General features: G+C 55.0%; 25 protein-coding genes, 1 rRNA gene and 1 other annotated feature. All 26 genes read right to left on the reverse strand.

The window, feature by feature from the left end; genetic code table 11:
* Positions 1 to 252: 252 nt before the first annotated feature.
* Positions 253 to 1,806: ribosomal RNA gene (locus ACZF99_RS19680) — 16S ribosomal RNA — on the reverse strand.
* A 422-nt stretch (positions 1,807 to 2,228) separates the two neighbouring features.
* A complete protein-coding gene (locus ACZF99_RS19685; protein WP_483606654.1) occupies positions 2,229 to 4,100 on the reverse strand; it encodes a LysM peptidoglycan-binding domain-containing protein in 1,872 nt (623 codons plus the stop codon).
* Positions 4,101 to 4,265: 165 nt separating this feature from the next.
* Positions 4,266 to 5,144 carry a branched-chain-amino-acid transaminase gene (ilvE, locus tag ACZF99_RS19690; protein WP_483606656.1) on the reverse strand — a complete coding sequence of 293 codons (879 nt, stop codon included), beginning with the start codon at positions 5,142 to 5,144 and terminating at the stop codon, positions 4,266 to 4,268.
* Positions 5,144 to 6,040 carry a prephenate dehydratase gene (pheA, locus tag ACZF99_RS19695; RefSeq protein ID WP_483606657.1) on the reverse strand — a complete coding sequence of 299 codons (897 nt, stop codon included), beginning with the start codon at positions 6,038 to 6,040 and terminating at the stop codon, positions 5,144 to 5,146. Before pheA ends, ilvE begins: the two co-directional genes overlap by 1 nt.
* A gap of 78 nt (positions 6,041 to 6,118) precedes the next feature.
* On the reverse strand, positions 6,119 to 7,072 hold the full coding sequence (gene thrB / locus ACZF99_RS19700) for a homoserine kinase (protein WP_483606659.1): 954 nt from the start codon (positions 7,070 to 7,072) through the stop codon (positions 6,119 to 6,121).
* Positions 7,069 to 8,139 (reverse strand): threonine synthase, encoded by a 1,071-nt coding sequence (gene thrC, locus ACZF99_RS19705; RefSeq protein ID WP_483606660.1) that lies wholly within the window; start codon positions 8,137 to 8,139, stop codon positions 7,069 to 7,071. Before thrC ends, thrB begins: the two co-directional genes overlap by 4 nt.
* A gap of 30 nt (positions 8,140 to 8,169) precedes the next feature.
* The gene (locus ACZF99_RS19710; protein WP_483606661.1) at positions 8,170 to 9,456 is read right to left on the reverse strand and encodes a homoserine dehydrogenase; all 1,287 of its coding nucleotides are present in this window, start codon (positions 9,454 to 9,456) and stop codon (positions 8,170 to 8,172) included.
* 52 nt (positions 9,457 to 9,508) lie between these two features.
* The gene (locus ACZF99_RS19715) at positions 9,509 to 9,946 is read right to left on the reverse strand and encodes an ACT domain-containing protein (RefSeq protein ID WP_483606662.1); all 438 of its coding nucleotides are present in this window, start codon (positions 9,944 to 9,946) and stop codon (positions 9,509 to 9,511) included.
* A 127-nt stretch (positions 9,947 to 10,073) separates the two neighbouring features.
* Positions 10,074 to 11,387, reverse strand: coding sequence for a GTPase ObgE (obgE, locus tag ACZF99_RS19720; RefSeq protein WP_483606663.1), 1,314 nt, complete (start codon positions 11,385 to 11,387; stop codon positions 10,074 to 10,076).
* A complete protein-coding gene (locus tag ACZF99_RS19725; protein WP_483606664.1) occupies positions 11,378 to 12,142 on the reverse strand; it encodes a Spo0B domain-containing protein in 765 nt (254 codons plus the stop codon). The genes obgE and ACZF99_RS19725 overlap by 10 nt, the downstream gene beginning before the upstream one ends.
* Positions 12,143 to 12,295: 153 nt before the next feature.
* On the reverse strand, positions 12,296 to 12,607 hold the full coding sequence (rpmA, locus tag ACZF99_RS19730) for a 50S ribosomal protein L27 (RefSeq protein WP_016311130.1): 312 nt from the start codon (positions 12,605 to 12,607) through the stop codon (positions 12,296 to 12,298).
* Positions 12,608 to 12,625: 18 nt separating this feature from the next.
* Complete coding sequence (locus tag ACZF99_RS19735) at positions 12,626 to 12,958, reverse strand: ribosomal-processing cysteine protease Prp (protein ID WP_483606665.1); 333 nt, start codon at positions 12,956 to 12,958, stop codon at positions 12,626 to 12,628.
* A gap of 14 nt (positions 12,959 to 12,972) precedes the next feature.
* Entirely contained in the window at positions 12,973 to 13,284 is a 312-nt protein-coding gene (gene rplU, locus ACZF99_RS19740) for a 50S ribosomal protein L21 (RefSeq protein ID WP_044481735.1), read from the reverse strand.
* A 13-nt stretch (positions 13,285 to 13,297) separates the two neighbouring features.
* Positions 13,298 to 13,386, reverse strand: a sequence feature (ribosomal protein L21 leader region).
* A 55-nt stretch (positions 13,387 to 13,441) separates the two neighbouring features.
* Positions 13,442 to 14,629 (reverse strand): Rne/Rng family ribonuclease, encoded by a 1,188-nt coding sequence (locus ACZF99_RS19745; RefSeq protein WP_483606666.1) that lies wholly within the window; start codon positions 14,627 to 14,629, stop codon positions 13,442 to 13,444.
* An 89-nt stretch (positions 14,630 to 14,718) separates the two neighbouring features.
* Positions 14,719 to 15,576 (reverse strand): M50 family metallopeptidase, encoded by an 858-nt coding sequence (locus ACZF99_RS19750; protein WP_483606667.1) that lies wholly within the window; start codon positions 15,574 to 15,576, stop codon positions 14,719 to 14,721.
* Complete coding sequence (locus tag ACZF99_RS19755; RefSeq protein WP_483606668.1) at positions 15,569 to 16,474, reverse strand: peptidoglycan DD-metalloendopeptidase family protein; 906 nt, start codon at positions 16,472 to 16,474, stop codon at positions 15,569 to 15,571. The genes ACZF99_RS19750 and ACZF99_RS19755 overlap by 8 nt, the downstream gene beginning before the upstream one ends.
* Before the next feature lie 415 nt (positions 16,475 to 16,889).
* The gene (locus ACZF99_RS19760) at positions 16,890 to 18,035 is read right to left on the reverse strand and encodes an FtsW/RodA/SpoVE family cell cycle protein (protein WP_483606670.1); all 1,146 of its coding nucleotides are present in this window, start codon (positions 18,033 to 18,035) and stop codon (positions 16,890 to 16,892) included.
* A 3-nt stretch (positions 18,036 to 18,038) separates the two neighbouring features.
* Positions 18,039 to 18,836: a septum site-determining protein MinD gene (minD, locus tag ACZF99_RS19765; protein WP_483606671.1), complete on the reverse strand. Its 798-nt coding sequence runs from the start codon at positions 18,834 to 18,836 to the stop codon at positions 18,039 to 18,041.
* Positions 18,837 to 18,839: 3 nt separating this feature from the next.
* Positions 18,840 to 19,499, reverse strand: a complete 660-nt coding sequence (gene minC / locus ACZF99_RS19770; RefSeq protein WP_483606672.1) for a septum site-determining protein MinC — start codon at positions 19,497 to 19,499, stop codon at positions 18,840 to 18,842.
* A 78-nt stretch (positions 19,500 to 19,577) separates the two neighbouring features.
* Entirely contained in the window at positions 19,578 to 20,108 is a 531-nt protein-coding gene (mreD, locus tag ACZF99_RS19775) for a rod shape-determining protein MreD (RefSeq protein ID WP_483606673.1), read from the reverse strand.
* Positions 20,105 to 20,983, reverse strand: a complete 879-nt coding sequence (gene mreC, locus ACZF99_RS19780) for a rod shape-determining protein MreC (RefSeq protein WP_483606674.1) — start codon at positions 20,981 to 20,983, stop codon at positions 20,105 to 20,107. The genes mreD and mreC overlap by 4 nt, the downstream gene beginning before the upstream one ends.
* Positions 20,984 to 21,079: 96 nt before the next feature.
* On the reverse strand, positions 21,080 to 22,114 hold the full coding sequence (locus ACZF99_RS19785) for a rod shape-determining protein (RefSeq protein ID WP_483606675.1): 1,035 nt from the start codon (positions 22,112 to 22,114) through the stop codon (positions 21,080 to 21,082).
* A 311-nt stretch (positions 22,115 to 22,425) separates the two neighbouring features.
* On the reverse strand, positions 22,426 to 23,115 hold the full coding sequence (radC, locus tag ACZF99_RS19790; RefSeq protein WP_483606676.1) for a RadC family protein: 690 nt from the start codon (positions 23,113 to 23,115) through the stop codon (positions 22,426 to 22,428).
* 128 nt (positions 23,116 to 23,243) lie between these two features.
* On the reverse strand, positions 23,244 to 23,849 hold the full coding sequence (locus ACZF99_RS19795; protein WP_483606677.1) for a Maf family protein: 606 nt from the start codon (positions 23,847 to 23,849) through the stop codon (positions 23,244 to 23,246).
* Positions 23,850 to 24,067: 218 nt separating this feature from the next.
* Positions 24,068 to 25,276 (reverse strand): SPOR domain-containing protein, encoded by a 1,209-nt coding sequence (locus tag ACZF99_RS19800; protein WP_483606679.1) that lies wholly within the window; start codon positions 25,274 to 25,276, stop codon positions 24,068 to 24,070.
* A gap of 184 nt (positions 25,277 to 25,460) precedes the next feature.
* Positions 25,461 to 26,783, reverse strand: a complete 1,323-nt coding sequence (gene murC / locus ACZF99_RS19805; RefSeq protein ID WP_483612852.1) for a UDP-N-acetylmuramate--L-alanine ligase — start codon at positions 26,781 to 26,783, stop codon at positions 25,461 to 25,463.
* Between the last annotated feature and the right edge of the window lie 22 nt (positions 26,784 to 26,805).

The following is a 26,805-nucleotide window of genomic DNA, read 5'->3' on the forward strand; positions in this document are numbered from 1 at the left end:
TCCTGACTCCCAAAGGATCGGCCATCACAAAACCTTCGCATTAGTCGTCACTACCTCTTATTTCACTTGTTTGACACAAGTTCAGCTAAAAGGATGGTTTCTAAAACGCAAATTTCGTTTCGTTTATCCAGTTTTCAAGGATCAAGGTACATCATTGAGAGTTGAACTCTCAAAACTGAGCAACGAGTGAGCAACAGGCCGAGGCCTGATTTGTATTTGAATGTCTTCGTTACAGAAGACGATTCTCCATAGAAAGGAGGTGATCCAGCCGCACCTTCCGATACGGCTACCTTGTTACGACTTCACCCCAATCATCTACCCCACCTTCGGCGGCTGGCTCCTTGCGGTTACCTCACCGACTTCGGGTGTTGTAAACTCTCGTGGTGTGACGGGCGGTGTGTACAAGACCCGGGAACGTATTCACCGCGGCATGCTGATCCGCGATTACTAGCAATTCCGACTTCATGCAGGCGAGTTGCAGCCTGCAATCCGAACTGAGACCGGCTTTTCTAGGATTCGCTCCATCTCGCGACTTCGCTTCCCGTTGTACCGGCCATTGTAGTACGTGTGTAGCCCAGGTCATAAGGGGCATGATGATTTGACGTCATCCCCACCTTCCTCCGGTTTGTCACCGGCAGTCACTCTAGAGTGCCCAACCTTACTTGCTGGCAACTAAAGTCAAGGGTTGCGCTCGTTGCGGGACTTAACCCAACATCTCACGACACGAGCTGACGACAACCATGCACCACCTGTCTCCCCTGTCCCGAAGGAAAGCCTCATCTCTGAGACGGTCAGGGGGATGTCAAGACCTGGTAAGGTTCTTCGCGTTGCTTCGAATTAAACCACATACTCCACTGCTTGTGCGGGTCCCCGTCAATTCCTTTGAGTTTCAGCCTTGCGGCCGTACTCCCCAGGCGGAATGCTTAATGTGTTTACTTCGGCACCAAGGGTATCGAAACCCCTAACACCTAGCATTCATCGTTTACGGCGTGGACTACCAGGGTATCTAATCCTGTTTGCTCCCCACGCTTTCGCGCCTCAGCGTCAGTTACAGCCCAGAGAGTCGCCTTCGCCACTGGTGTTCCTCCACATCTCTACGCATTTCACCGCTACACGTGGAATTCCACTCTCCTCTTCTGCACTCAAGCTGCCCAGTTTCCAGTGCGACCCGGAGTTGAGCCCCAGGATTATACACCAGACTTAAACAGCCGCCTGCGCGCGCTTTACGCCCAATAATTCCGGACAACGCTTGCCCCCTACGTATTACCGCGGCTGCTGGCACGTAGTTAGCCGGGGCTTTCTTCTCAGGTACCGTCACTCTCCTGGCAGTTACTCCAGAAGACGTTCTTCCCTGGCAACAGAGCTTTACGATCCGAAAACCTTCTTCACTCACGCGGCGTTGCTCCGTCAGACTTTCGTCCATTGCGGAAGATTCCCTACTGCTGCCTCCCGTAGGAGTCTGGGCCGTGTCTCAGTCCCAGTGTGGCCGTTCACCCTCTCAGGTCGGCTACGCATCGTCGCCTTGGTGAGCCGTTACCCCACCAACTAGCTAATGCGCCGCAGGCCCATCCGTAAGTGACAGATTGCTCCGCCTTTCCCAAGTCCCCCATGCGAGAAACTTGCGTATCCGGTATTAGCTACCGTTTCCGGTAGTTATCCCGGTCTTACGGGCAGGTTGCCTACGTGTTACTCACCCGTCCGCCGCTAACCATCAGGAGTGCAAGCACTCCATCAGGTCCGCTCGACTTGCATGTATTAGGCACGCCGCCAGCGTTCGTCCTGAGCCAGGATCAAACTCTCCAATAAAGTTGAAACTTATTGAACAAGCTGATAGCTCATTTTGAATCTGACGAGATCGGATCGAATTTCAAGGCCGGAGTGAACCGGTTTGAAATTCATCCTTAAATCTCAGTTTATTACTCACTCGTTGTTCAGTTTTCAAAGATCAACTTCATTCTTTCGTTCGTCGCTGCGTTTCAGCGGCGACTTAAATAATATAACATATCGAGTGCGGGATAGCAAGCACTTTTTATAAAACAATTTGTTCCAGATGGCTGGCTATCGCTTTCTATTGGCTTCTCCCTTTAAACTCAACATTTTAGTAGTTTTCAGGGGACATTTAATATACCATATTCAGCTTACAGCCTCAAGTCCTTTCTCTTAGGAAACGAATGGATCTTGTCAAAAGACAAGGAGGGGGGAACTAACTCCCCCCTCCTTGTATACCATCAAGCATTGATCCAAGGATTCCGCCGTCCCGATGTTTTGGAGGTACGGGATCGAGTCTTTTGAACAGCAGTTCTCGTGCCGGATTTGCTTTGTTTTTTCGAATTGGCCTGCGAGTCAAGGTTGGCCGATATCTTTACGTTTTTCTTGGACGTTTTGGATTGGGTCTCCGTTTTTTTTTCTGCGATAACCTCCGCCTCGTCATCGGATGCCGAAGTCTGCGCTTCCCGATCAAAATGTCCCTTCATATTTTCGGTCCCGCCAACTTCCCCTTTTAATGGTTCATTTGCAATCGGGGCTTGGTTGTTTGCCCCGGGATAGGCCATCGGGTACCCTGGCGTAGCCGGAACGGAATAAGCGGCCGGCAATACCGATGAAGGATAACCTGGTACGGGCGGACCGTAACAAGGCATATATCCGGGATGATGCCCCCAATCCATCGACTGAGGATAGAAGGTGTTGCTATGCGATACAGGAGATAAGGGGATCGGCGAGTTCCCGTACGGCTGATACCCGGCATTTGGAGCCAGATTCGCGTATGGGTTCCCCCCTCCCAAATCTGGCATTTGCGAGGCAGCGAGAGCGTTAACGTTGGAAATCCCGGGATACTCCCCCTCCGCCGGCGACAGCGCCGTCGGCGGCTGCGGAATTGAAGGATTGTCGTAAAAGGCGGATACGGGTTCAGCTGCAACCGGATATTGATAAAACGGAGGATAAGCTTCCTGAGCCGTATACGGATAAGGGGAGGTTCCCGAACATCCGCAAGGAGACGGGGCATAACCCGTGGCCGGAAGTACAGTCGGAGATTGCTGCGCCTGATAGAACTGTGGCATAGGATAGTTCGGATAAGAAGGATGTGCGTACAGGTTCGGTTGCACATTGGGTTCGGAAGTGTACGGACTGGCTCCGGTCGGTTCCCCCTTCATCGGCTCATACCCATACGGACTGACTCCGGTCGGTTCTCCCTTCATCGGCTCATATCCATAAGGACTGACTCCGGTCGGTTCTCCCTTCATCGGCTCATACCCATAAGGGCTGACTCCGGTCGGTTCCCCCTTCATCGGCTCATACCCATACGGACTGACTCCGGTCGGTTCCCCCTTCATCGGCACATTGGCAGCAGGGCTGACATTCGTTGGTCCATAATTCGCAGGTGCGATATTTACCGGTTCATACTTATAAGGCTCAACCTTAACCGGTTCGTAATGAATCGGTTGGAACTTAGTGGATTCATACTGGATTTGCTCCACTTCCACTTTGATTTCCATCGGCACCTTCTTGGGGGGCTCTACGTGTACCGGTTGCTGCTTCGGCGGCTCCACCTTCACCGGCTCTTCCTTCGGCTTCTCCTTTTTCACCGGCTCGACTTTCGGCGCTTCCACCTTTTCCGGCTTTGGCGCCGTCATTTCCGGCTTGACGCCCGTTGGGGCCTTCGTTCCCGCACCGGCAATGGGTGCCGTGTTTTTCTTGCCGGTTTGGGCCGGGGACAAGCCCGTGTTAGCCCCGGAAGGGTTATCGACCCCACCGACGGCGGTTCCTGAACCCGTGGGAATGTTTACGATATCCCCGACCTTCAACTGGTTCGGATCGCGGAGCTGAGGATTTGCCGCAATCAAAGTCTGCAAAGGCACCCCCCAAGCTTTCGACAGCTTCCACAACGTGTCACCCTGTTTTACGACGTGCTTGTAAATATTGCCGCCCGAATCCCCGCCGATCGGGACGGCGACGGCCGGAATCTTCACTTTTTCGCCGACGTTCAACTGATCCGGATTGGCGATCTGCGGGTTGGCTTCGATCAATTTCTCCAGAGGCACGTTATACTTTTTGGAGAGTTCAAACAAAGTATCGCCTTTTTTCACAATATGGATTTTCACGCGATAAAGACCTCCTAGGTTTCTTCTCCGGTACGTGATGATCGCCCGGGGCCCATTTATTACATCCTATGCAGGAGCCCGGTTTTTGACATCCAGGAAAAGAAAAAATCCTATCTTCCTTCTAAATCAAGGAAAATAGGATTCTTGCCCGCGTCTATCGAAAGCTTACCAAACCTTCAATCCGTCCTGATCGACGATCGCGCGGAATTCTTCCAGCAGCTTCAGCGTGACCGGGCCGGCATGCCCCTCGCCGATAATGCGGCCGTCGACTTCGCGTACGGCGATGACTTCGGCCGCCGTTCCCGTCAGGAACACTTCGTCAGCCACATAAACGTCATGTAGCGTAAACGGCTGCTCCTGGATACTGTAGCCTTTTTTGCGGCAAATCTCGATGATCGCCTGGCGAGTAATTCCGTCCAAGGCACCCAAGTAACATGGAGGGGTCGTGATCATTCCGTTTTTGACGATGAAAATATTGTCGCCCGAGCCTTCGGTCACATACCCTTGCGCGTTCAGCATGATCGCTTCGCCCGCACCGGACAGGTTCGACTGGATTTTCACCAAAATATTGTTCAAATAGTTCAGCGATTTGATTTTGGGATTCAGGGCGTCGGGAATGTTGCGGCGCGTCGATACGGAAACGGTTTTCAGCCCGATTTTGTAGGCTTCTTCCGAATAGATCGCAAGCTGCTCTACGATAATGATCACCGACGCTTTCGGGCAGCGGTTCGGATCCAAACCTAAGTTGCCGGCGCCGCGGGAAACAACCAAACGGATGTAACCGTTGCGCAACTCGTTGCGGCGAAGCGTCTCGACAAGCGCATCCTCCATTTCCTGGTAGGTTAGCGGGATCTCCAGCATGATCGATTTGGCCGAGTCATAAAGGCGGTCCAAGTGCTCCTTGCATTTAAAAATATTCCCGTTATAGATGCGGATGCCCTCAAAAATGCCGTCCCCGTACAAAAAACCGTGGTCGAACACGGAAACCTTTGCTTGATCTTTAGTTACGAATTGTCCGTCTAAGTAAATCCATTGCTCTGCCATTATTTTGGCACCTCCGCTTTTTGTTCTCCAAATGATAAGCTGGGATAACTCCCTAGCACCCGCACTTGACAGCCTAACGCTTCGATTTCTCCAATCGCTGAACTTAACAGCACGGCATCAAGCGATTCAAGCACGTCCATAATAAAATAGTAATTCCCGAGCCGTTTCTTGGTGGGGCGCGACTCGATGCGCGATAAATTCAGTTTGCGCCACGCAAACGCCGACAATACCTGATGCAAAGCACCCGGGAAATCCTCCGGCAGCGTCACGAGCAGGCTCGTTTTACGTTGGGAGGCTGGGATCACCGGTTCCAGCGGCTGGGGGCCGATCAGAACAAACCGGGTGTAGTTGTTGTCGTGGTCCGTCACTTGGCGGGCCAAGACATCCAGGCCGTGCCGCTTGGCGCCGAGGGCCGTGCCAATCGCGGTCCAACCCTGTCCCGGATTTTTCCTCACCCATTCCACCGCTTCTGAAGTGCTGCCCGTATGCTCCAGTTCCGCCCTCGGCATACGCGAGCGGATAAATTGCAGGCATTGAGCCATCGCGACCGGATGGGACAATACCTTCGTCACTTTGGCGTAATCGAGATCGCCGGGTTGATCGGCCGATTGGAACTCTTCCCGCTTGCCGATCAAATTCTGCACGGAAGGGTACACCCATTCGATCTGCATCGGAATATCCACCTCATGGACAAGCCAATCCATATGCAGGCTGACGGAGCCTTCGATCGTATTCTCCATCGGGATGACGCTGTAATCGCTGTGGCCGCTGGCCGTTGCCAAGAATACGTCGGAAATCTGCTTGAAATGGAGCAACTCCACCGGCTCGTCGCCGAACAGGTGCAGCGCCGCTTCATGGGATACCGAACCTTCCGGCAGCAATGCTATTCGTTTCATCTCCGCTACTCACTCCCTAACTTCATCCAACGTTCTCGGTGCTCCAAATCTATGGAAGGCAGCCGGTCCTCCGCTCGCTCAAGCCTGAATGTAATCCAAAAATGCTTCATTTTCCATAGTAAGCTCAACGGCCCCGGATGTGCAAGGGTTCAACCGCATCGTCTGGGCGCCGATGCCCTGCTCGCCAAGCACCTCCAGCAGGAACGCCTCCAGCCGATCGTCCGTTCCCTGGCGGCGATCCGTCAGGCAGAGCAACGTCGGACCGGCTCCGCTCAAAGCGGCGCCTAACGCTCCGTGAGCCGTCGCTTCCCCGAGGATCCGGGCCATGCCCGGCACAAGCGAAGCCCGGTAGGGCTGGTGCAGCCGATCGCGCATGGCGGCCGGGATCAGATCCAGCCGGCCCGCGGCCAGCGCCGCGGTGAGCAGGGACGCGCGGCTGACGTTGTACACCGCATCCTGCAAGCTGATCTGTTTGGGCAGCGCCTCGCGCGCCTTGGACGTGGACAACTGAAACTCGGGGATAGCCACAAGCACCCCCAGCTCTGCCGGCGGCTCGATACGCAGCACGTCCGCATGCGACCCATCCCAAACGGCGGTGATGATCCCGCCGAACAGGGAAGCACCCACGTTGTCCGGATGCTTCTCCAAAGCCGTAGCCATGTCGAACAGCTTGGCTTGGCTTAATGGCTCACCGATCAGCAGGTTGGCGGCAAACAGCGCCCCGACGATCGCCGAAGCGCTGCTGCCAAGTCCGCGGGTCAGCGGAATATCCGATTTCATCGAGATTTCCAATTCCGGCAAGCTCACGCCGGCTTCCGCAAACACCGATTGCGCGACTTGATACACCAGATTGCTTTTATCGGTCGGCAGCCCATCCAGGTTCTCCCCATGCAGGCGGAAAACCGTGGAATCGGCCGGTTTCATTTCGATCCAGGAATAGAGATTAAGCGCCATACCAAGCGTATCAAAGCCGGGGCCCAAATTCGCCGTGCTTGCCGGCACCTTGACCCGAACGCCTTCCATGCGAATCATGCCCGCGCTCCTTGCAGCTTGGCGATCGCATCCAGCACCGCTTCTTCCGTATCCTGCACGACAAGCGGTTCGCCGCCGATGCTCTTGATGGCGATGTTCGGATCCTTCAGGCCATGTCCGGTCAAGACACAAACCACCGTTTCCCCGCCTTTAAAATAGCCTTCGCGTTTCAGCTTATATACGCCGGCGATGGAAGCAGCCGAAGCCGGCTCGGCGAAAATGCCTTCTTTGGCGGCAATGGTCCGATACGCTTCGAGGATCTCATCGTCCGTGACGTAGTTGATTTGCCCGCCGGATTCCTCCGCCGCGGCAACGGCCGTCTTCCAACTGGCCGGGTTGCCGATGCGGATGGCGGTCGCAATCGTTTCGGGCTCCAGGATCGGTTCGCCCTTCACGATCGCCATCGCGCCCTCGGCTTCGAAACCGACCATCCGCGGCAGGGAAGCCGATTTGCCGCGCTCATGATATTCCTTGAAGCCTTTCCAATAGGCCGAAATATTGCCGGCATTGCCGACCGGAATCGCCAACACGTCGGGCGCTTTGCCCAGTTGATCGCAAACCTCGAACGCCGCCGTTTTCTGGCCTTCAATCCGGTACGGGTTCACCGAGTTCACCAGCGTGATCGGATGTTTGGCGGTAATGTCGCGCACGATTTCAAGCGCGCGGTCGAAATTCCCTTCAATCGCGATCACTTTGGCACCGTAAATCATCGCCTGGGCCAGCTTGCCGAGGGCGATATTATTATTCGGAATCAGCACGATGCAGTCGATCCCTGCCCGGGCGGCATAAGCCGCCGCTGCCGCCGAGGTGTTCCCCGTGGACGCGCACATGATCGTGCGGCTGCCTTCCTCGATCGCTTTGGCAACGGCCATGACCATGCCGCGGTCCTTAAACGAACCGGTCGGATTCAAGCCTTCATATTTAAAATACAAGTCAAGCTCCAGTTCCTTCGACAAATTCTCCGCGCGCACCAGCGGGGTATTGCCTTCCTGCAGCGTCAGCTTCGGCGTCTTGTCGTTAACCGGCAAATATTCCTTGTACGTTTCCAACAATCCGAGATATCTCATGCAAAAAGAACTCCTTTATCCGTTTAATGTTTATCCCTCGACGCGATACACGCTTTTGATCCGGTGGATGACGTCCAGCGACTCGAAATGAGCCAATACCTTATCCATGCTCGCTTTGCTGGCGTTATGCGTGACGATCATGATCTCCGCACCGGCCAAATTCGTGTTCGGCGACTGCACGACCGACTCCAAGCTGACCTCGTATTCGGCGAACACCTGGGTGATTTGCGCCAGGACGCCGGCTTTATCGTCGACGTGCAGCAGCAGGAAATTTTTATAGGCAATTTGTTCGTCGGTCTTCAGCTTCTTCGGCTTATACGGCACGATTGCCTTCAGCCCGTTGACGCCAAGCTTGAGATTCTTGACGACGGCGACCAAATCCGCGACTACGGAGGTGGCCGTCGGCATTTCCCCGGCGCCCGCGCCGTAGAACATCGTTTCCCCGACCGCTTCCCCGTACACGTACACCGCATTGTATACGCCGTTTACGGCCGCAATCGGATGCGTTTTTTTGACCATCGTCGGCTGCACCGTAATGCTGAATTCGTCATCCTGCCGTTCGGCGATGCCCAGTAGCTTCATCTCGTAGCCGAGGCGCTTGGCATATAAAACATCTTCCCTCGACACCGTAGAAATGCCGCGGACGTGAACATCGCCAAGCTCCACGTTCGTGCGGAAGCCGAGCGTACCCAAAATGGCCATTTTGCGGGCCGCGTCCAGCCCCTCCACGTCGGAGGTCGGATCGGACTCCGCGTACCCAAGCTGCTGCGCTTCCTTCAGCACGTCCTCGTAGGAGGCGCCTTCCTGGCTCATTTTGCTCAGAATATAATTGGTCGTTCCGTTGACGATCCCCATGATCTTCATAATCCGGTCGGAGGAGAAGCCCTCGATTAACGTGCGGATGATGGGAATGCCGCCGGCCACGCTGGCCTCATAGAATACATCGCATTGATGTTCCATCGCTTTCTCCAGAATCTCCGAGCCGTACAGCGCCATCAAATCCTTGTTGGCGGTCACGATATGTTTGCCGCGTTCGAGCGCCTCCAGAATATAAGCTTTCGTCTGATCTACGCCGCCCATCACTTCCACGATGACGTCAATTTCCGGATCGCGGATGACCGACCAGGGATCCTCCGTCAGCTTTCGCGGATCCACCTCGATGCTGCGCGTTTTCTCTAAAGTCTTGACGGCGATTTTCTCGATCACGATCGGCGAGCCGACCTGACTACTGAGGTCCTCCTGATGTCCTTCCAAGATTCGGACCACGCCGGTCCCCACCGTGCCGAGTCCGAGCAGTCCTACTTTCACAGGCTTCACAGCCGTCCCCTCCCGTTATCCAATTGCGGGTGTTCCCGTTTGGCTTCTTCTCTTATCCTTGCCCAACGATCTGTGTTCTCCTTACTCCCGGGATGCCTTGCAGCGAGCCCAGCATCTCATCCAGCTCCTCGGTTAAGCGCGAGGTTTCCACGGAGATCACGACATTGGCTTTGCCTTGCAGCGGAATACTTTGGTTGATCGTCAGTACATTGCCGCCGGAACCGGCGATCAGCGCGAGTACCTTCGACAAAATCCCCGACCGATGCTCCAGGTCAAAGGAGATGGTGACGATGCTTTCCCGATCGATTTGATTTAATTGATGAATGCCGTCTTTATATTTATAAAAAGCGCTGCGGCTCAACCCCACCTGCGCTACGGCTTCGTGCACCGTCTTGGCATCCCCGGAGGCCAGCAACTGCTTGACCTGCAAGGTCTTGACCACCGCTTCAGGCAAAATATCCTCACGTACCAAATAGTAGTGCTCTTTCACGAACGTCCTCTCCTTAGAGACTTTTGTTTTCGTATAGTGGACATTATAGCGGAAATTCGGAAGTGTGGCAATGCTTTTTTTGTCCTGTCCGATAGCAAAAAAAGCACCTTTAAGGTGCTCCATGCCGTCAATAGTAGTAGCTGCTGCCTTCCACGAATTCAAACTCGAAGTCGCCGATACGAACCGGTGTGCCATCCTTGGCGCCCCGCTTCCGCAGTTCATCGTCAACCCCCATATGCCGTAAGGTGCGGGCGAGCTTCAGAATCGCGTCGTGGGAATTCAACTGCATCCGCTTCATCATCCGTTCGATCTTCACGCTTTCCACCACAAACGTCTCGTTCTCGCGGCGAATCGTAAAGCCTTCGTCTTCCGTTTGGTCCAATTTGAAAATTTTGCGTTCCGTAAGCTCGGTCACTTCTTCGATGGCCGGCGCCTCCGGAATTTGCTCCAGCAGATCGGATACGCGGTACAGCAGTTCCTGAATGCCCTGACGGGTCAGCGAGGAAATCGGTAGGATTTCCAGATCCCCGCGTACCTTGGCGACTTCCTCGCGGAATTTCTCCAGATGCTCCGCCGCTTCGGGCATATCCATCTTATTGGCGGCCACGATCTGCGGGCGTTTCTCCAAATCCGCGTTGTATTGCCGCAGTTCATCGTTGATCTTCTGCCAATCGTCAAACGGGTCGCGTCCTTCCGAGCCGGCCATATCAACAACGTGGACGATCAGCCGCGTCCGCTCCACGTGACGCAGGAACTCATGGCCCAGGCCAACGCCCTCATGCGCGCCTTCAATCAGCCCGGGCAAATCGGCCATCACGAAGCTGCGCCCGTCGCCCACTTCGACGACCCCGAGATTCGGGGTAATCGTCGTGAAATGATAGGCGCCGATTTTCGGCTTGGCCGCCGATACGACCGATAGTAACGTCGATTTGCCAACGCTCGGAAATCCGACCAGCCCGACGTCCGCCATCACCTTCAGCTCCAGCACGACCCAGCGTTCTTCGCCTTCCTCGCCATGCTCCGCCAGCTCGGGCGCCGGGTTGCTCGGCGTCGCGAACCGGATGTTGCCACGTCCGCCGCGTCCGCCGCGAGCGACGACGACCTGCTGCCCGTGACGCGTTAAATCGGCGAGTACCTCTTGGGTATCGTCGTCGATGACGACCGTTCCCGGAGGTACCCGTACGATCATATTCTCCGCATTGGCCCCATGCTGGCTTTTGTTTCGCCCTTTCTCTCCGCGCTGCGCCTTGAAATGCCGCTGATAGCGGAAATCCATCAGCGTTCTTAGGCCCTCGTCAACGCGAAAAATCACGTCGCCGCCTTTGCCCCCGTCACCGCCGGCCGGCCCGCCTTCGGGAACGTATTTCTCCCGGCGAAAGGCCACAAGCCCGTCGCCGCCGTCGCCCCCTTTAACATAAATTTTCGCTTTATCTACAAACATGCGTTCACCTCGTTTATTTTTCCGCAAGGCACCCGAAGCCGCAGCGATCCGTTCTCCGCATCGCCGCGATCGGCCCGTACCCGCATTCCCGCAATCCCTTCATCGATATGGCGTGCGAGTGCCTCCTGATTCCCTGCTGCACCGATCTGATCGAATCGAACCAGCACCTCGCCGCTTTCGCGGTACATCGACATCTTCAGTTGCAGCATCTCTCCCCAGGAAGACCGCCCGCTAAACTGAAATATCCGCACCGTTTCTACGATGGCTTGGGTCAGTTCTTCCGCTTCTTCCGCGGTCAACAAGCTGTCCAACTGCAGTTCGTCCTCAATGTCAACGTCCAGCTGTACCGAACCGTTCACCTCACGGAACGATTGCAGGTAGAAGACCAAAGCCGGGACGCCAAGCCTTGCAATTTTGCTCTCCACGGCCATTCGTCCTTTTATTCTTTCCACGCAATCGGCCAGTTTATCAATTTTCCGAAGCTGGATATACCCGTACAAAATCTGCAGATCGTTCATCCAATCATGGCGATGATGGCCTAATGTGGCGGAGGCCGTCCGTTGAACCGATTCCAGCAAATGCTTCCGCTCCAGTTCAGCCGCTTTCCGAAGATGCCGAACATAAACCCCAAACAGCACGAAAAGAGCACCGCACAGAAGAACCTGTCCGATCGGCGATTTCAGAAAATAAGCAAGTGTCAGGCTAACGGCCGCCAACAGCACGAACATCGCCTTCACCATGAACCGATGTTTCATATTTTCCCCGTTCCTCTAACAAATTGGGCGGATTTGGATTCCACCCTGGCATCATTACCCAGTATAACATACCTGCATTAATATCGCTCCCGTTATGTACGCAAAAAAAGAGAAGCCCTGACACCAACGTGCCAGGGCTCTTGCTTCAAGCTCTTAAGCTTCGACTGTAGCCGCTACAGGAGCGGTTTCCACAGGGTAGACGCTCACTTTTTTGCGATCGCGACCCCAACGTTCGAACTTCACGACGCCGTCGATTTTCGCGAACAGCGTATCGTCCGAACCGATGCCTACGTTCGTACCCGGGTGAATTTTCGTTCCGCGTTGACGAACGAGAATGCTTCCGCCCGTTACGACTTGACCGTCAGCACGTTTCACGCCAAGGCGTTTCGCGATGCTGTCGCGTCCGTTCTTCGTGGAGCCTACGCCCTTTTTGGAAGCGAATAACTGGAGATCCAATTTCAACATTGTAGTCTACCTCCTTCTTCAAATAATGACGTCCTGTATCTGAATATACTTCCCGTATGATTCTTCGATACTCTTCAGCATAACGACAAGCGAGGCAAGCAGCAATTGCGCTTGTTCTTCGGCTTCCGTCCCGGCCGCCACAGGGAGATTCGCGCTGAGAAAGCCGTTCTTCATCCTGGAGTCCATCACCATGCCCGTCAACGCTTCGATCGCATTAACCGTTCCCACGGTCACGGCCGAAACGCCTGCGCAAACGATGTCTTCCCCAGCCTTAGCGTAGCCGGCATGGCCTTCCACCTCAAAACCCGCAATGCCGTTATCCTTCCGGCGCAATATGGAGACGATAATCAAATTATCGCACCTTCTTACGCTTGGATTTTCTCGATCGTTACTTTCGTGTAAGGTTGACGATGACCTTGCTTCTTGTGGTAGTTCTTCTTCGGTTTGTATTTGTAAACGACAACTTTTTGGCCTTTGCCGTGTTTCTCGACTTTCGCCGTCACACTTGCGCCGGATACCAATGGAGCTCCCGTTACCAATCCTTCGCCTTTAGATACCGCCAACACACGATCGAACGTTACGCTTGCACCGTCTTCTGCGTTCAATTTCTCGATGTAAAGCACATCGCCTTCTTGAACACGGTATTGTTTACCGCCGGTTTCGATAATTGCGTACATTTGCTTGCACCTCCTCATGTCTCAGACTCGCCTGATTCAGGTGCCGTTAGACGCCAAGGTCCAGCGGACTTGTCGACCCGATCGGAGCGGTTGCAGCATGTGCACAAGCTAACTTATGACACATACCCTAATATACTATCATGGGCCTTGCAAAAAATCAACTCATTACCGTGTTCTCTTCCCGCATTCTTTTGCGCGTCATTTCAAGCAAACCAAGCTTGGTCCAGCCCAAAATATGATGCTGCGTTCGGTCGCCGGACATCGCCTGTTCCAACCGTTCGCAAACGGCCGCTCGATGCTCGTCGCTGGCCATGTCGATAAAATCGACGATGATGATGCCGCCCGTGTCCCGCAGCCGGATCAACCTGGCCATTTCCTGCGCGGCCTCCAGATTCGTGCGGAATACCGTGTCCTCTAGGTTGTCTCCCCCGGTGAACTTGCCGGTATTCACATCGATGACGGTCAGCGCCTCGGTCGTGTCCCACACCAGATAGCCGCCCCCGGGCAGCCAGATTTTCCGTTGAAAATCCCTCTCCAGCTGCGGCTTTACCTCATAGTGGTCAAATAACGGCGCGGCGCCTTCATGCACGATCACGCGTGGCGTCTCCCCCGGAAGCATCGCTTGCAGGAAAGTCAGCGCCTCCTCGGCTTGCTCCAGACAATCCATGATCAACTCGTCCGTTTCCGGACTGTACACGTCGCGCATCAGGCGTTGGATCATGCTCAAATCCTGATGCAGCACGACCGGCGCCGCAGCGTGTTTCGCCTTCTCCAGAATGGCCGCCCACAGCTTGCGCAACTGCGCAAGATCTTCGCCGATCGCCTCGCCGTCCTCTTCCTCGGCGACCGTACGCAGAATCAGCCCTTCCTCTTCGCTGCGCAGCTCCTCGCCGATCATCTTGAGGCGGTGTTTCTCCTCTTCCCGCTCGATCTTCTTGGAAACGGCAACATAACCGGACGTCGGCATATAGACAATCCAGCGTCCCGGCAAGGAATAATGAGTCGTCACTCTAGCTCCCTTATTGCCGATCGCTTCCTTCACCACCTGAACGATCAGCTCTTGACCGGGTTTCAGAAGTTGCGCAATCGACGGCTTCTCCTTCGGCTGCTTCTCCAAATGGGGGTGCAGCACCTCGTCGATATAAAGAAACGCATTTTTTTTCTGACCGATATCCACAAAAGCGGCCTGCATGCCGGGAATGACATTGACCACCTTGCCTTTAATAAAACTGCCAACCAGTCCCCGCTGCTGAGAACCCTCTGCCGCATACTCCACCAGTTTGCCGTTTTCCATAAGCGCTATCTCCGTAGAGCCGGGTCCGCAGTGAACAATCATCCTTTTCATGATCTCACCCTTCATACGTTCGTCATCCATTGATCATGAACTCTTTATCAAGTAACATGCCCGTTCCATTATATCACGACATTTGCGCTTCAAGCCCCGGAACTTCCCTGTAAGAAAGAGGAAATAACCCGCTGCTCCGGCACGACCGCCACGATGTTCCCCTGGTGGTTCATCACATAAATGAAATGGTATTTTTCTCTTTTAAATAGACGCAAAATATGATCCAAAGGTTTCGATTTGTCGGCAATGATCGGCTGGGCCAAAGTCCCGGTCAGCAGATGCCTGGAGAAGCTGCGGTCCCGGTTCACCAGAAAGCGCAAAAAACGGTAAGGAATGTTCCGATAATCGGTCAGATTGGAATAGAGCAAAAAAAGGCCGATCAGCAAAAGATTCAACTGCATCCCCCCCAGCCCGAGCAGCAGTGGCAAAAAGGAATAAACCAGCAGCAAGGCGCTGAACAACAGGCTGATGCGGTAGGACCAGATCAGCGTGGCGTGGTAAGGCATGGCCAGGCTGCAGACTGCCTGCGAGACTTTCCCTCCGTCCAGCGGGAGGATGGGCAACAGATTAAATGAGGCAATCAACAGATTACTTTGGATAAAATAGTCCAAAAACGGCCCGTCCCAAATTCCGGCGACATGCAGCAGCAGGGAGGCGCCGATCAGCAGGACGTTCTGCAGCGGTCCCGCCAAAGCGATGGCGATTTCCCGCCCGGCCGTCATCTCCCCCGCGTCTTCCATCACCGCCACCCCCCCGAACGGGAGCATTTGGACGGACAACACCTTGATGCCGTACATGCGGGCGGCGAATACGTGGCCCATCTCATGAACGAACACGATCGAGAACAAGGCAAGCAACTCCAGGAAATGGCCGGTCAGCACCGACGTCAGCATGATGATCACGAAAAAAGGGTGGAAAGAAATCGCGATGCCGCGCCATTTAATCAAACGGAATCACATCCGCCGGATCGATATACCGGTCATCTTTTTTGACCGCGAAGTAGAGCGTCGGCAAAGGCGATTGCGTTCGCGGCGGAAGGCTGCCCAGAACATCGCCTCCTTCCAGCCAGTCCCCTTTTTCGACGGAGATCCGCTCCAAATGTCCGTACACCGAAACATAACCGCCGGCGTGCTGCACCGTGACGGTCTGCCCGGTGACGGCATCCCGGGCAGCGCCAAGCACCCTCCCGGTTCCGATCGTTTTGACCTGTGCGCTGCCGGCGTCGGGGATGATCTCCACGCCCTTCAGGCTTAAGGCATAAGGGCTGGCCAAGCTGCCGGCGATCGGCGGAGCGAAACCGGTTGCCGCCCCAACCCGCAGCCCGCGATCATCGTTGATTTTGAATATCGGAATAAACGACGGCGCTCCGCCGAAATAACGTTCGTACCAGGCTTGGGCCGCCTGAAAATCCATCTCCACGGTAAGCGACTTGGCGATAAACGCGCGGACCGGCGTCGCCCATGACGGCTCGTAGCGGTTTATCCCCCAGATCGCCGCAAATAGAAGCGCGCTGATGATCAGTCGGGCGAACATCGCGTTCCAAAATGAAGAACGTTTTCCCGGTCCGGCTCCGACAGGATCTTCGATACGGCTTCCGTAGGCGCTCCCGTACGGGTCCTGCCAGCGGCCTTGCCCGCGTTTCCATAACAGCTCGGGATCGGGTTCGACGTTATCCGGGCGCTCCGCCTTGCCATTTCGCGCCACTTGTTCACGCGGGGCAACGGCTGCCTGCCCGTGCGCCGTTCCCCAGCCTCGGTCCGGCGGCAGCGGACCCACGGCGTCTTCCATCGTCAGTTGCCGAATCCGCTCCGCCCTCCGTTTCTTCACATTTGATTTCACGTCCATGTTCTCATCCCTCCGGTCCGATGCCCAGTTTGTCCTTGGCCTGTACTTCATACTTATGAGCCAGAAGGATGGAATATGAACAAGCTCGCTTCCGCTTAACGGCTTCGGCTCAGTCTAGACATTGTCTACGCATGCCTCAATCACTCCTGAGCTCTGAAGAAAATAGCGTTAATATTTGTCGTTATTTCAGCCGATTTGCCTTCAAGTCGCAAAATAGCGGGAATTTTTAACCTTATTTATCCGATTTCACCCCAAACTGTCTTGGATTCTCCATAATAAGGGTAAAAAATCACCTTATTTCATCCAAAATCCCTTGAATAGCAAAAATAAGGTGACTTTTTACCTCTATCTGGTTTGGACAACGCCCACTTCCGCAGCGCGACCAAAAAACCGATGCCCTCCGGCACCGGTTTGTCTAGTCCACCTTATATTTCTCCTGATGCAGCTTAATGCTGAACACCAGTCCGATACATAACATATTGATCAGAAGCGAGGTTCCCCCATAGCTGATAAACGGCAAGGTAATCCCCGTAATCGGCATCAGTCCGATCATCATCCCGACGTTCTCGAAAATCTGAAACAAGAACATCGCTACGATCCCGACGATAATGTAAGCCCCCCGCTTATCGATGCAATGCAGGGCGATCAGGATCATCCTGTAGATGAGCAAGAAGTAGACCAGCAGCAGCACCGATGCCCCGATGAACCCAAACTCCTCGCCAACGACGACAAAGATCGAATCCGAATACGGGTAAGGGATGAATTTTTTGTTCTTCAAGTCGCCTTTCATGTATCCGTCGCCAAGCAGTCCCCCGGAGCCGATAGCGATCTTGGCGTAGTTCGATTGATGCCTGTCATCGCTCGACGCTTGATCCGGGTTGATGAACGTGTTGATCCGCTGGTACCAGTGGATCTTCTGATGTTTCTCCAAATAGTCCTGAATCTGCGTGTTATAGGCGTTAAACAACGTAACGAACAGGATCAATGCCCCTACGGCGGCCGTCAAAGCGATCAAGACGTGGCTGTACCTGGCATTTCCGATCCAAAGCATCCCTACCAGCACCACGAGATAGATAATGGCATTCCCCAGGTCCGGCTGAATCAGCACGAGAAAAAACGGCAGCAGCGTCACCAGCGTAATCGGGATGATGTCGCGCCGAAATTGCAGCGGTTGCCCCATTTTTTGGCCCAACATATACCCCGTCGTCAAAATCAGAATGACCTTGACCAGTTCGGCTGGCTGAAATTGTAGCCCTCCGATCTGAAACCAACTGCGCGCTCCGTTGATTTCCGGCGCAAACAGGTAGACCAGCACGAGAAGCACGCAGCCCGCCCCGTAAATGTACCAGCTATACCGAAGCAGCGTACGATAATCAACCAAAGCCATACCGAACACGGCGACAAATCCCAGCAAATAGAAAAGAATCGTCTTGATGTCGTAGCTTTGAAACTCCGAGCCATAAGGAGCAATGGCACTGCGCACCAGGAGGGTACTGAACAGCATTAACAATACGAGGATTCCCACCATCAGCCAGTCCACTTTTTTTAGTTTAAAAAACAACGGTTATCCACCCATTCCAAAAAACTTCTTGAAGCGCGTAAACACGCCCTTCTTTTGATCCAGCAGCATCAGCGGCACGGTGTCGCCCAAGATCCGCCGCGCGATGTTGCGGTAGGCGATCGCCGCCGAGGATTCGGGATTCATGACCGTCGGTTCGCCGCTGTTGGCGGCTTTGATGACCAATTCGTCGTCCGGTACGATTCCGATCAAATCGATGTTCAGCACTTGCAAAATCCCTTCGATATCCAGCATGTCCCCGGCTTTCATCATATTGATCTTGATCCGATTCACAACCAGCTTCGGCGAAGCGATATGCGAGTTCTCCAAGAGGCCGATAATCCGGTCCGCATCGCGCACGGCGGCATGCTCCGGCGTCGTGACGACAATCGCCTGGTCCGCGCCGGCGATCGCGTTCTTGAAGCCCTGCTCGATCCCGGCGGGGCAGTCGATAATGACGAACTCGAATTCCTTCTTGAGTTCCAAAATAATATCCTTGACCTGCTCCGGCGAAATAGAGTTTTTGTCTTTCGTTTGCGCAGCCGGGAGCATGTACAGCTCATCGAACCGCTTATCCTTGACCAGCGCTTGATTCAAACGGCAGCGGCCTTCGGCGACGTCGATCAAATCATAGATGATCCGATTCTCCAGTCCCATGACCACGTCCAAATTCCGCAAACCGATGTCCGTATCGACCAAGCAGACTTTTTTCCCCAGCAGCGCAAGCGCCGTTCCGATATTGGCCGAGGTGGTCGTTTTGCCGACCCCGCCTTTGCCGGACGTAATTACGATAGCTTGTCCCATGATTCACACCCCTTTAAACACGTTAAGGTCCGGTCTTACCCGGGTAATATTGATGATTTTGTCGATCTGCATCTTTCCTTCCCGCAGAAAAGCGAACTCCATGCTCGTTTCCCGGTTCTCCCACTCGTCCGGAGGCCGGCTGATCGTTTCCGCGATCCGAAGCTGCGTCGGAGACAGGTACGAAGCCGCAATGATCGACTTCTCGTTCCCCTCTAGTCCCGCGTGGGCCATACCCCTTAGTGCGCCTAAAATCAGAATGTCGCCGGTACAGCGGATCGTCCCCCCGGGATTGACATCACCGATAAACAGCAGGTTCCCCTCATGATGCAGCACTTGGCCCGAGCGGACGATACCCGCGATCGTAGCCAGCGCCCCCGGCCCATCCGCGCGGACGATCTCCGGCATTTCGAAAGAGCGGACAAGCAGATTGCCTTTTTGCTTCAATATATCAAGAATCATTTCCTTCTGATCCTCGGTGACGAGTCGCATCCCCAGCTTCACGTCGACGTGGATGATCGGCCCGGTCAAAATATGTTGATGGCTAAATTCCAATTTATACTTCAATTCCTCCAGAAGACTAGAAAAATCGCACTTGTCGTCCAGCAGGAAAACCAGGCCATCTTTGATTCCTTTGATCGTCACGTGGTTGGATTTTACTGTCATTAGCCTGTCCCTCCCCCCTAATCAATTCGCGCCGGAGCGGGAAAGTTCCTGCTTACGGCAAGCAAAATAAGCGGGAAGTCAAGCATTCTCCTCGGGCGAACGCCTGCGGGTGATGATTTCGAGCTGACGCCGCAGCGGCACGTAAATCGCCAGACTAAACAAGAACTGCACGAATACGTTCGGGATGATATGGTTTTTGAGCGCCCATGTATACGGCTGATGGATCAATTCAAACAGCGAATACGTGCCGAACAGGATCGAATCCAGCAGCAGGCTGCCGAGCAGCACGACGATCATCATGAGCGGCAGAGGGGCGCGCTGGTTTCGCGACAGGAGTCCGAGCAGATAGCCGGACAATCCCATGGCGAAAGAGTAGGCTCCGATCAACGCGCCGTAAAAGACGATATCGTGTAATATTCCGAACACCAATCCGAGGATCAGCCCCGTATGCCGGTTCTCATAAACGGAAAAATAGAGAATGACCACGTAAACCAAATGCGGAGCGATCCGCGACTGCCAAGCCGGCGGGACCAGCCAGGGAACCAGGGTTCCCTCCAGGATAAACAAAAGGAACAGCAGCAGGAATAGAATTAGTTTGCGTTTGTTCACTCGCCATCACCTTCCGGCGTAAACACGATGAACAGTTCCTTCCAGTCGGTGAAATTTGCGGCGGGCTCCACCGTAGCGGTATACGTCAATCCGTATTCGCCAACCTGGATGTCCTTCACCGTGCCGATCACCATCCCGCGCGGGAATACACCGCCGATCCCGGAGGAGACGATCAGGTCGTTTTCCTTCAGTGGTGTGGCATCTTCTATGCGCGTCATCAGGAACATCCCCTGCACCCGATCAAACGTCTCGATCATGCCGAAGACGTCGTTTTCCTTCCCCTGCGCCGTAACGGCGATGCCGTTGGAATTCGGGTCCTTGGCGTCCATCGAGGTGGCGAGCCGCACGGTGGACGTAAAGTTGCTGACATGGCTGATCACGCCAACCAACCCTTTTTCGGTAGAGACGGCCATCCCCTCCTTGACGCCTTCCCGTGCCCCAAGGTTGACGACGATCGTAGGAGTGACGGGATCGTCGTTGACGCTGACCACTTGAGCGATCTTCCAGGTGTAATCGTAAATCCTCTTTTGGGCTTCGGTGAAATCAAGCTTATCCTGCAACCGTGCGTTTTCTTGAGCGATCCAGTTATAAGTCGCTTTGTCACGCGTATAGTGCGCCAAGGCGATCTTCAGCTGTTCGTTCTCCTCCTCCAGCGCTCGGAGATTCGAAATATCTTCAAACAAGCCCGCTACATAGCTAGCGGGCTTGTAAAACACGTATTGCACGAAGCCGACCGTATCCTTGATGAACTTCTCCGGCCAGGATAAGGCGGTCCTAGGCCCCAGCGTAAACCCCATCACCGCAATAAACAAAATAAGTCCCATCAACAGAATAAACAATCTTTTGTTGCCAAGCAGCTTAAACAGTTTTCGCACCCTCCAACCATTGCATTTTTCTTGGAAAAACGGCATAGGCCGTCCAATTCAGGACGGCGCCGCTTTAATATCAGGGGTGCCTTCTCCCGCGCGAAATTATCGTTTGGAACGAAGGGCTGAACTACTTTTCGATTTGAATAAATGAATATTATCCAAGGCCCGGCCCGTGCCGATCGCCACGCAGTCGAGCGGATTCTCCGCCACGATGACCGGCATGCCGGTTTCGCTGGCCAGCAGTTTATCCAGGTTGCGCAGCAGCGCGCCGCCGCCGGTCAACACGATCCCCCGGTCCATAATGTCCGCGGCCAATTCCGGCGGGCATTTCTCCAAGGTTACCTTCACGGCGTCGACGATCGCGCCCACCGTGTCGCTCAACGCATCGGAAATCTCATCGGAAGTGATCGTAATGGTCTTCGGCAAACCGGTCACGAGGTCGCGTCCGCGGATTTCCATCGTTTCGACCTTTTCCAAGGCTAGTGCGGAACCGATATCCATTTTGAGCTGCTCGGAGGTTCTTTCGCCGATCATCAGATTATATTGGCGTTTGATGTACTGGATAATCGCTTCATCCATTTCGTCGCCCGCGACGCGGACGGATTTGCTGGTGACGATCCCGCCAAGCGAGATCACCGCCACTTCCGTCGTTCCGCCGCCGATATCCACGACCATGCTGCCGGTCGGCTCCCATACCGGCAAATCGGCGCCGATCGCCGCGGCGAAAGGCTCCTCGATCGTATAGGCCTCGCGCGCCCCGGCTTGCTTCGTCGCGTCTTCCACAGCCCGTTGCTCAACGGCCGTGATGCCCGACGGAACGCATACCATCACGTTCGGATGGCGTTGGAACAGCGAACGCTGCTTCTGCGCCTGATTGATAAAATATTTGATCATCGTTGCGGTTGTATCGAAATCGGCGATGACGCCGTCCTTCATCGGACGGATCGCCCGGATGTTGCCGGGGGTTCTGCCGATCATCTTTTTGGCGGACTCACCGACGGCCACAATGTTTTTGGTATCGGTATGAATCGCTACCACCGAAGGCTCGCGGACGATGATGCCCTTGCCTCTCGTATATACCAGCGTATTCGCCGTCCCTAAATCAATACCCAAGTCCTTTGTAAAGCCACCCAACATGCTGCTTCTTCCTTTCCTTCTGTATCTAACCCATTATATTAGAGGTTGTTCAAAAAGTCATCTTCCGATCACGAAGTTCTTCGCAGTAGCGTATTCGGCAGCGAATCTTGAATTCAGCCGGGTCTTCCGTTGCTCACGTACCCAAAACGTACGCTCCGCTACTCAGCCCCTAGCTTCATCCAACCTTCTTGGTGCTCGAAACCCGAATTTTTGAACCTTCATTGATCCTGTTGTTCAAAAAGTCATCTTCCGATCACGAAGTTCTTCGCAGTAGCGTTTTCGGCAGCGAATCTTGAATTCAGCCCCTCACGTTACATCAAGCCCTGCTCCTTCAAGCTGACGAATTTCCCATCCCCGATCACGATGTGATCAAGCACGTCAATGCCTACGATATCGCCCGCTTCGCAAAGCCTGCGCGTCATCCGGATATCCTCCGGACTCGGATTGGGATCGCCGCTGGGGTGATTGTGGGCGCACACGACGGAAGCGCTGCTGCACTTGATCGCGGCGCGGAACACCTCGCGCGGATGCACGATCGAAGCGTTTAGGCTTCCGATGGAAAGCGTCTCCTGAGCAATGACATGATTTTTCGTATTCAAAAAAAGACAAACAAAATGCTCTTTCTGCAAATAGCGCATTTGCTCCATCAGCAGGTCGGCCGCATCCTGCGGACTGCGGATCGTACCTTGCTCCGGCAGCCGCGTTTTGGCCAAACGCTGCCCCAGCTCGATCCCCGCCTTCAACTGTATCGCTTTGGCAGGGCCAATGCCTTTCTGCTTGATCATTTCGTCCAAGCTGACATCCACCAGGCCGCGGAGTCCGCCCACGCCGGCCAGCAGCCGCTGGGCCACATGGACAGCCGATTCCTGACGCGTTCCCGTACGCAGCAGAATGGCCAGTAGTTCGGCCTGGCTGAGCGCGCCCGCACCGTATTTGATCATTCGTTCCCGCGGCCGCTCTTCGGTAGGAAGATCACGCAGCATATAGGGAGTTTGTTCCATCGTTACCCCTCGCTTCCGAATGGTTTCGAGCCGTACCGGACATGCCGGCCCGCCCGTCCTAAGTTCGGAAGGATATGCTTTATCACTTCCCGTATGGCCTGCCATCGCGGCAAGCCATGCTTCCTTGTCTACAGCACCCGAATATTGAAATCCTCCAGCATTTCGACCAGCAGCGACAAAGGCAAGCCGACGACATTAAAATAACAGCCTTCGATTCCGGTCACAATCGTGGCACCCAAACCCTGAATGGCATACGCCCCCGCCTTATCCAATCCTTCCCCGCTGCGGGCATAGGCCAGGATTTGCGCTTCGTTCAACGCCTTCATCGTTACGGTCGTCGCCCGGTAGTCGACCTGGCGCGTGCCGGTCAAGGCGTCCACGCAAGCCACGCCGGTATACACCGTATGCTCCCGCCCCTGCAGGCTTCGCAGCATGTCCGCGGCCTCTTGCACATCCCGCGGTTTGCCCAAGATGTCGCCGTCCCTGACGACGACCGTATCGCTGCCAACGATCACCGCATTCCGGTCTACCGCTTGGTCCAACCCCCGGTAAACGGCATCCGCCTTGCGCCCGGCAAGCTCCATCACGATTTGCTCCGGCGGCAGCGCCTCTTCATAAGATTCGTCCGTATGGCTCGGCACCACCTCGAAAGGAATCGCCAGCGACGCGATTAATTCACGCCTGCGAGGTGATGTGGAAGCAAGGATGATGCGGCGCAAATTTGCGGTATTCAATGCGGAAACTCTCCTTTGTAGAAACGATTTCATGTCCAGAATGGTTACAAGCATCACTTAGTAAAAAATGGATGCGGTTTCGACAGCGGATTGCTGTCATCCCCGCCATTTTTTGACACTAATCTATTATAAGATTATTTGGGCCCCGGGCGCAAACACAAAAAAGGCAAGGGGAACTATTTCCAGTTCCCTGCCTTTTGTTAATGCGAGCGCCAAAATTAGGCTCCGGCGTCGACCAAGGACTGCTCGGCCATGATAAAGCGCATCATTTCGTTCTGCACTTCCCAGAGCAGTGTTTTTGCCCCGCTTTTTTGGTATTCGCTCATGGCCTCGACGGCCCCGTTGATCGCTTTCTCCATTTCACCGGCCAGCGAGGCTCCCGCCACCGACCATTTGCCGCGAATCGCCGAGGCGCTTTCCGTCCAGGCTTGGTGCTTAGCGCCCAGTTGTTTCAGCTCGGCATGCCGCTGCGGCTGCGGATCCGCTTCCGTCAGCAGTGCGGCGGACGCGGTGCTGAGCAAGCGGACCAAGTCGGCGCTTTGCGCCATAAACCCTTCCAAAGCCTCGCGTTCTCCGGCAAATTCAACGTTGGCCGATGCCGGGAACGAAATTTCGTGCAAAATGAGGTTAACGCCGGCCGCCTTCAGTTGGCCGCTCAGCAGCTTCGATTGCTCGCGATCCGTTGAAACCCCGGCGTACACCCGCTTCTCGTCAACCGTATCCCGGGCGGCGGCAATGCCGGAAGCCTGAAGCTCCTCCTGCGCCAGCTGCACGCCCTGCGCTGTGCTGAACACGCCGTATTGCAGGAAATAGTAAGTCTGTACGGGCAGTTCAACGCTGAGAAGCGGGACGTTCTCCTCCGGTGTCGTCGCCGCTTCCTGAATATTCCCCATGGCCGGCAAACTTGCCGCCTCCTCTGTATCCGCCTGCTGCGGCACGCCGATTCCCGGAAGAGGGAACTTGATTTCCTGATTGAATAGGGATAACACGACAAATCCAAACAACGCGCCCGTCACGATCGCTCCGGTTAACGAACCGGCGACCTTCCACCACGAGGTTCGGTGGGGGCGGGAATAGGTGGGAGGGGGGTCCTCCTGCCATCCGATCCGCCACGGGTCTCCCCCGTAAATCTCTTCCCAATCGTCGTCAGCGGGAGGGGGATTTTCCGTAACTTGTTCCGGGGCTCGATCCTCCCAAGAGGTCTCCTTCGTTTCTCGGCGCGGGTTGCGATCCCGACCGCCCGGGAATACGGTTAGTCCCATTCCCGTATGGTCCGTAAAGGGGTCCCCCCATTCCTCCACCGTTTCCACCGCTCGATAGCGTTGAGCCGTATCCCGCTTCGGCGGCTCACCGATCTCCGGAGATAACTCCGGCCGAATTTCCCGGCCATCCCCGTCAAACCGGAATGTCATTCTGGCTTTGTTCACGGTCCGCACGCTCCTTGTCCATTCTTCTACCCTATCCATATGAGCGCGGGACGCCCGTTATGCCAAGCCGGGAGAAGCGTATGCAAAGTTCGCTAAACAAAAACGCGCCCAACAAAAAACGGCCCCCGGGTACGCACAAGACCCAGCGGAGCCGTTTTTTTCGCCAACGAAACGATATCGAGCTTTAGTTGGACAACCCTTTCACCAACTCGTATCCCACTTTATAGATGTCGCCCGCGCCCATCGTCAGCACGAGATCGCCGGGCTGCAGCCGGTTTTGCAAATCGGCAAGCACATCCTGCTTCGTCGGTAAGTACCGGGCTCCGGCATTACTGTTTTCTTTAATCAGTTCAACCAGTTTGGAAGAATGTACTCCTTCGATCGCTTTTTCCCCGGCAGGCGAGTAAATATCGGTAATAATCACTTCATCCGCTTCTCCGAACGCCCGGCTGAACGCATCCAGCAGGAAGAAGGTCCGCGTGTAGCGCTGCGGCTGGAACACGGCGATGATCCGCTTCCCCGTCGCTTTGGCGGCCGCGATCGTCGCTTGAATCTCCGTCGGATGATGAGCATAGTCGTCGATGATCAGGATGCCGTTGTGTTCCCCCAACACCTGGAAGCGGCGCTTCGCTCCATGGAAATGGCGCAAAGCCTCCGCAATCTCGCCAAACGGAATGCCCGCTTCCATGCAGACGATAACGGTAGCCATCGCATTGTAAACATTATGCCGGCCCGGCACGGACAGCTCTACGGTGCCGAGCTCCCGGTCCCCCTGATTCATTTTAAAGGTTACACAGCGGTCCCCAAGCTCGATCTCATAGGCCGTATAATCACAGCCGGTTTCGATGCCGTACGTAATGGTCTTGCTTTGAACCTGGGGCAGCAGTTCCCGCACGTTGCGGTCGTCGCCGCAAACCACCGCTTTTCCGTCCGGTTTGATCTGGTTCAGGAACTGCACGTAGGCTTCCTTCAAGCGGCCGAAATCGCCGCCATAGTTCTCCAGGTGGTCGGCTTCGATATTGGTGACCACCCCAAGCGAAGGGTGATATTGCAAGAAGGAGCCGTCGCTTTCGTCGGCTTCCGCCACCACGCATTTTCCCTGCCCCGCTTTGGCATTGGTGCCCATGTCCATAATTTCCCCGCCGATAATATAGGTCGGATCCGCCCCGCAATGCTCCATCACGAGCGCGATCATCGACGAGGTCGTCGTCTTCCCGTGCGCCCCGGCCACGGCGACGCCGGTCCGTTCATTTAATAGCCGGGCAAGCATCTGGGAGCGGTGCAGCACCGGTATCCCTTGCTCCTGCGCTTCCAGCCGCTCCACGTTATCCATCGGCAACGCCGTCGAGTAAACGACCAGATCCGCCCCATGAACGTGTTCGGCGGTGTGGCCGATGTAAATTTTCGCTCCCTTTGCGGCGAGCTTCTCCGTCAATTCTTGGGAGGCGACGTCCGATCCCGTGACGGTATAACCCATTTCCAGCATCACGCGGGCGATGGCGCTCATGCCATATCCGCCGATGCCGATA

Source organism: Paenibacillus sp. JL3B1040 (assembly GCF_057063165.1).

Coding starts and splice junctions, on each gene's coding strand:
- ilvE (WP_483606656.1), bottom strand. CDS start 5,144: ATGGCAGAGCAATGGATTTACTTAGACGGACAATTCGTAACTAAAGAT.
- pheA (WP_483606657.1), bottom strand. CDS start 6,040: ATGAAACGAATAGCATTGCTGCCGGAAGGTTCGGTATCCCATGAAGCG.
- thrB (WP_483606659.1), bottom strand. CDS start 7,072: ATGATTCGCATGGAAGGCGTTCGGGTCAAGGTGCCGGCAAGCACGGCG.
- thrC (WP_483606660.1), bottom strand. CDS start 8,139: ATGAGATATCTCGGATTGTTGGAAACGTACAAGGAATATTTGCCGGTT.
- obgE (WP_483606663.1), bottom strand. CDS start 11,387: ATGTTTGTAGATAAAGCGAAAATTTATGTTAAAGGGGGCGACGGCGGC.
- ACZF99_RS19725 (WP_483606664.1), bottom strand. CDS start 12,142: ATGAAACATCGGTTCATGGTGAAGGCGATGTTCGTGCTGTTGGCGGCC.
- rpmA (WP_016311130.1), bottom strand. CDS start 12,607: ATGTTGAAATTGGATCTCCAGTTATTCGCTTCCAAAAAGGGCGTAGGC.
- rplU (WP_044481735.1), bottom strand. CDS start 13,284: ATGTACGCAATTATCGAAACCGGCGGTAAACAATACCGTGTTCAAGAA.
- ACZF99_RS19745 (WP_483606666.1), bottom strand. CDS start 14,629: ATGAAAAGGATGATTGTTCACTGCGGACCCGGCTCTACGGAGATAGCG.
- ACZF99_RS19755 (WP_483606668.1), bottom strand. CDS start 16,474: ATGGACGTGAAATCAAATGTGAAGAAACGGAGGGCGGAGCGGATTCGG.
- minD (WP_483606671.1), bottom strand. CDS start 18,836: ATGGGACAAGCTATCGTAATTACGTCCGGCAAAGGCGGGGTCGGCAAA.
- minC (WP_483606672.1), bottom strand. CDS start 19,499: ATGACAGTAAAATCCAACCACGTGACGATCAAAGGAATCAAAGATGGC.
- ACZF99_RS19785 (WP_483606675.1), bottom strand. CDS start 22,114: ATGTTGGGTGGCTTTACAAAGGACTTGGGTATTGATTTAGGGACGGCG.
- radC (WP_483606676.1), bottom strand. CDS start 23,115: ATGGAACAAACTCCCTATATGCTGCGTGATCTTCCTACCGAAGAGCGG.
- murC (WP_483612852.1), bottom strand. CDS start 26,783: ATGAGCGCCATCGCCCGCGTGATGCTGGAAATGGGTTATACCGTCACG.